At 77.4% G+C, this 4,722-nt stretch carries 6 protein-coding genes; 3 read left to right on the forward strand and 3 right to left on the reverse strand.

The window, feature by feature from the left end:
- Together ABD308_RS35095 and ABD308_RS35100 are read left to right on the forward strand one after the other, a co-directional pair.
- On the forward strand, positions 1-577 hold a 577-nt coding region (locus tag ABD308_RS35095), incomplete at its 5' end, for a PP2C family protein-serine/threonine phosphatase (protein WP_344344031.1).
- A gap of 95 nt (positions 578-672) precedes the next feature.
- Complete coding sequence (locus ABD308_RS35100; protein ID WP_344344033.1) at positions 673-1,752, forward strand: iron-containing redox enzyme family protein; 1,080 nt, start codon at positions 673-675, stop codon at positions 1,750-1,752.
- On the opposite strand, the gene ABD308_RS35105 is transcribed toward ABD308_RS35100, so the two are convergent.
- Both ABD308_RS35105 and ABD308_RS35110 read right to left on the reverse strand, forming a co-directional pair.
- Positions 1,717-1,980 carry a CDGSH iron-sulfur domain-containing protein gene (locus tag ABD308_RS35105; RefSeq protein WP_344344035.1) on the reverse strand — a complete coding sequence of 88 codons (264 nt, stop codon included), beginning with the start codon at positions 1,978-1,980 and terminating at the stop codon, positions 1,717-1,719. The genes ABD308_RS35100 and ABD308_RS35105 overlap by 36 nt on opposite strands.
- The gene (locus ABD308_RS35110; protein WP_344344037.1) at positions 1,964-2,632 is read right to left on the reverse strand and encodes a HemK2/MTQ2 family protein methyltransferase; all 669 of its coding nucleotides are present in this window, start codon (positions 2,630-2,632) and stop codon (positions 1,964-1,966) included. The genes ABD308_RS35105 and ABD308_RS35110 overlap by 17 nt, the downstream gene beginning before the upstream one ends.
- Positions 2,633-3,361: 729 nt before the next feature.
- Here ABD308_RS35110 and ABD308_RS35115 point away from each other — a divergent pair.
- Entirely contained in the window at positions 3,362-4,087 is a 726-nt protein-coding gene (locus ABD308_RS35115; protein WP_344344039.1) for a GNAT family N-acetyltransferase, read from the forward strand.
- A gap of 233 nt (positions 4,088-4,320) precedes the next feature.
- Here ABD308_RS35115 and ABD308_RS35120 read toward each other — a convergent pair.
- The coding region (locus ABD308_RS35120) for a Rieske (2Fe-2S) protein (protein WP_344344041.1) at positions 4,321-4,722 on the reverse strand (402 nt) is incomplete at its 5' end.

Here is a 4,722-nt window from a genome sequence, read left to right on the forward strand (position 1 = left end):
CGGCCGGCGCGGCCCGGCCGCCGTCGTCCGGGCGGGCGAGGTCCGCAACGGCCTGCGCGCCCTCGCGCACACCGGCGCCGGCCCGGCCGAACTGCTCGACGTGCTCAACGCGATGCTCTGCGAGCACAACGGCCACCGGACGGCCGGCGCCGTCTGCGCCCTGTACGACCCGCGCGCCGGGGACCTGCTGTGGAGCGCCGCCGACGAACTGCCTCCGCTCCTGTTGCGCGCCGACGCGGCCGCCTTCGCCCCCGGCCCGGTGGGCCCGGCCCTCGGCGCCCGTCCCGGTGCCCGGTACGACGAGTCCGACCTGCGCCTCCCGCCCGGTGACGTCCTGCTGCTCGCCACCCTCGGGCCCCCGGAACGCACCCCCACCGGCGCCCGCGCGGCCCGTCTGCTCGCCGCCGCCACCCCCGCCACCGCTCCTTCCGGCGCCGACCACCCGGCGCCCGCCGTCCCGGACGCCGGCCTCACCGCCCGCCTCGACCGCATCGCCGGCCACCTGACCACCGCCGCCACCCCGGTCGACCACGGCCTCCTCCTGGCCATCCGCGTTCCCCGGCCGGCCGCACCCTGACGGCCACCGATCCGCCGCCCGCGGGTTCCTCGCGGGCCGATCCGGGGAAGCCGCCCTGCCGGATCGCGACATCGACCCGGAGGAGGCGGACCGGAATGGCCCTGCGAACACCCGACACCACCACCCAGGCTCCCGGCTCCCGGGAACCGAACGGCCAGGCACCGAACCGCCAGGCACCGCGGCCCCGGGGTCCCCTCTCCGGCGCCGTCCTCGACCTGCTGAGCGCCGAGCCGCCCGGCACGCCGCCCGACGGCCCCGGCTGGGAGGCGGCGGTCCGGCGCGGCGACCCGTGGAGCGAGGACCACCAGCTCGCGCTCCACCTCTGCTACGAAATGCACGACCGGGGCCTGCCCGGCGTCCACGCCGGCTGGGAGTGGGATCCCGGGCTGCTCGCCCTCCGGTCCGCCCTGGAACGCCCGTTCCTCGCCGCCGTCCGGGCCGAGACCGGGCCCGTGCCGCCGCTCGACGAGGCCGTCGACCGCCTGCTGACCGCCTCCGGCGACGGCGGCCCGTCCGCCTACCTGCAGTCGGAGGGGGAGCGCTGGCAGGCCCGCGAGTACCTGGTCCACCGCTCGGTCTACCACCTCAAGGAGGCCGACCCGCAGCTGTGGCTGCTGCCCAGGATCCACGGCCCGGCCCAGGCGGTGCTGATGACCGTCGTCTTCGACGAGTACGGCGCCGGGCGGCCCGAGAACGCCCACGCGCTGCTGTTCGCCCGGATGATGGCCGACCTCGGCCTGGAACCGGGCTACGGCCACTACCTCGACGCGGTGCCCGCGCCCGCGCTCGCGGTGGTCAACCTGATGACGCTGTTCGGGCTGCACCGGGTGCTGCGCGGCGCGGCCGTCGGCCAGTTCGCCGCCATCGAGATCACCTCCCCGCCCGGCGCCGCCCGGCTGGCCGCCGCCCTGGAACGCCTGGGCGCCGGCCCGGACGGCACCCTGTTCTACCGCGAGCACGTCGAGGCGGACGCGGTGCACGAGCAACTGGTCCGGCGCGGGGTGATCGACGCGCTGACGGCCGCCGAACCCGGGCTGGCCGAGGACATCGCGTTCGGCCTGGCGGCGGCGGGGACGGTCGACGACCGGTTCGCCGCCCACCTGCTGGACCGCTGGCGGGCCGGCCGCAGCTCGCTGCGCTCACCCCTGCCCGACGGTCCCGGCGGGTCCCGCTGAGCGCTGCGTGGCGGGGCCGCCGTGCCGGCGGTGGCTGGTGTCGCAGAACGGGCGGTGCCGGCTGCGCCGACAGGCGCAGAGCGCCACCACCGGCCGCTCGCAGAGCCGGACCACGCCGTCCGGCCCGGTCACCTCGACCGGGCCCTCCACCAGGATCGGCCCCTCCGCCAGCACCGTCACCCGCACCGGCGTGCGGCCGCCGTCCCTGGGTTCACCGCCACCGGACACCGCGCACCACCACCAACTCCTCCTCGCGCACCCCCGTCGTGATCAGACCCAGCCGCTCGAACAGCCCGGCCCGCTCCGTCATCACCGGCCCGAACGCCTGCCGGCGCCGGGCCACCACGGCCGCCCGCAGCCCCGCCCCGCGCAGCGCGGCCAGCGTCTGCGGCACGCCCGCCAGCGAGGACTGCACCAGCAGCAGCACCCCGTGGGCGGCGAGCAGTCCCGGCACCTCCCGGCAGATCCGGTCCAGGACCAGCCGCCCGTCCGGCCCGGCGTCCCAGGCGAGCGCCGGCCCGGTCGGGCGACCGGGGCCCTCGGCGGGCACGTACGGCGGATTGGCGGTCACCAGGTCGAAGCGCCGCCCGTCGACGGGCCCGGTCAGATCGCCCCGGCACACCTCGACCCGGGCACGGCGCAGCCGGGCGTTCACCCAGGCCGCGAGCACGGCCCACGCCGAGAGGTCCACCGCCGTCACCCGCGCCCCGCTCCGCGCGGCGGCCAGCGCCACCACCCCCGTCCCCGTCCCGAGGTCCAACACCCGACTGCCCCCGTCCAGGCGCTCACGGCGCAGACAGGAGACCAACAGCGCGCTATCCCCCTGAGGCCGGTACACCCCGGGCGGTCTGATCAACACCATGCCGAGCGCCTGCCCCATCCGCCCCGCCCCACACCGGGGAGAGGTGCTGGAGCCTGGTGGGTCGTGTTCTGCCGAGGCGCTCGGGGCGTGGGCAGGCGACCAGCAGTAGCGGTGTGCCACGGGCGGTCTGATCAACAGCGCGCCGAGCGCCCGCCCGCCAGACCCGGGCGCCGCGCGGAACCTGGCGCGCCGTGCTCCGCCGAGACGCTCGGGGCACGGGTAGGCGACAGCGGCGTGGGTGTACCCGGGGCGGTCTGATCAACAGCATGCCGAGCGCCCGCCCCCACACCCGAGCGCTGTGCTGGAACCTGGCGCGTCGTGCTTCGCCGAGACGCACGTGGCGCCGACAGGCGACAGCAGTGCGGTGTCCCCCTGGGGCCGGTAGACCCCGATGGTCTGAATCAAGAGCGCGCCGAGCGCCCGCCCGCCAGACCCCGGAGCTGTGGCGGAGCGTGGTGGGTCGTGTTCTGCCGAGGCGCTCGCGGCGCGAACAGGCGACAGCAGCGTGGGTGTGCCCTGGGGTCACAGCAGGCCGAGCGCCCGCCCCGCCCACATTTCGGCACCGCCGGCGGCGACGGTTGGTCGGCCTACCAGGCCCTCGGCCGGCTCGCCCCTGGAGACCCTGTTGGCCCGGGTGCTGGCGGCGCTGCGCGCCGGCGCCGAAGCCCCGAGGCGCCGACAGCTCACGGGCGAGGCCGTATCCGTGTTCGGCCGATTCCCCCAGGAGGGGCCTGGCAGGATCGGGCCATGGTGAACGATCCTCTGCTGCTGGACCGGGCCCGGGGCCTGTGGCGGGACCTGGCCTCGGTGCCGGTCGTCTTCGGTGAGGAGGGCGAGGTCCGGGTGGTGGCCGCTCCCGGGTCGAGGTTCTGCCCGCCCGGCTGGGTGGGCGTGGTGCTCCTCGGCGGGGCCACCGTCGTCACGGCGCCGACCGAGGCGGACGCCGACCGGGTCCGCGAGGCCGTGGCCGGTGTGCCCGCCGCCGACCTGGCCGACGCCTCGGTGCTCGCGAGGACGCTTCCGATCGGTCGGGTGATCGGCCCGGCCGCGCTCGCCTACGTCTCGGAGGCCGCCTTCCGGCCGGTGGCCCCCGGCGGCCTGTCCGTCGAGCGCCTGCCGGCTGGACACCCGGAACTGACGGCTCTCGAACGGGCCGCCGGGCAGGCCGACGCGGACGAGGCGGGTCTCGACGAGATCACCTCGCCCGCGTTCGTCGTCCGGCTGGACGGCCGGGTCGCCGCCGCGGCGGGCTACCGTGACTGGCCCGCCCGCACCGCTCACCTGGCGGTGCTGACCGCGCCCGGCCGGCGGGGCCGGGGCCTCGCCCGGCTGACCGGCTCCGCGGCGGTGCGGCACGCGCTCGCGCAGGATCTGCTGCCGCAATGGCGCGCCCGGGTTCCGGCCTCCCGGAGCGTGGCGGCCGCCCTCGGGTTCGCCGACCTCGGCTCGCAGGTCAGCGTCGCGCTGACGTGACCGTCCAGCGCCGGTCGGCCCCGCCGAGGCGTCCACGAAGCTGACGGACCCGGACCCGACCCGGGCCCGCCCGAGGGGGAGGTCGGGCAACTTCCGCCCGGTCTGGGGCATCGGCGGCGCAGCTCCCGTTCGATCGTGTCGGTACCCGATTCATCGGCCGGGTGAGCCCCGTGCACGCGGCTAGGACCAGATGGTCGCGTCGCCGATTCGCACGGGGGGCTCGGCGTCGGTCCTCAGCCCGCGTCCGGCAGGCGGATCTCCAGGTGGCCGGAGAGGGCCCGGGCCTGGAGGACCGGTTGGGGCGCGGTGGCCGGGCCGCGGACGACCTCGCCGTCGCGGAGCCGGAACTCGCTTCCGTGCCACGGGCAGCGCAGGCAGCCGTCCACGACGGTGCCTTCGGCCAGGGGACCGGACAGGTGCGCGCAGCGCTCGGCGAGGACGTGCCAGTCGTCGTTCTCGTCGTGGACCACGACCACCGCCAGCCCGTCGACCGTGCGCCGGACCGGCTCGCCCGGCGGGAAGTCCTCGACCGGGCCCGCGCCGACCCACTCCGCAGGCGCCAGCCGGTGCACGGCGGCGGCCCGGTTGGGGCCCGCGGCCAGCCGGTACGACAGCTGGCCGCCGCGCTCGCCGCC

It is taken from the genome of Kitasatospora putterlickiae, assembly GCF_039527695.1.
Classification (GTDB): domain Bacteria; phylum Actinomycetota; class Actinomycetes; order Streptomycetales; family Streptomycetaceae; genus Kitasatospora; species Kitasatospora putterlickiae.

What these genes read in the sequence shown, in the direction of transcription:
- ABD308_RS35100 (WP_344344033.1), top strand. Translation starts at nt 673, where the DNA reads ATGGCCCTGCGAACACCCGACACCACCACCCAGGCTCCCGGCTCCCGG.
- ABD308_RS35110 (WP_344344037.1), bottom strand. Translation starts at nt 2,632, where the DNA reads ATGGGGCAGGCGCTCGGCATGGTGTTGATCAGACCGCCCGGGGTGTAC.
- ABD308_RS35115 (WP_344344039.1), top strand. Translation starts at nt 3,362, where the DNA reads ATGGTGAACGATCCTCTGCTGCTGGACCGGGCCCGGGGCCTGTGGCGG.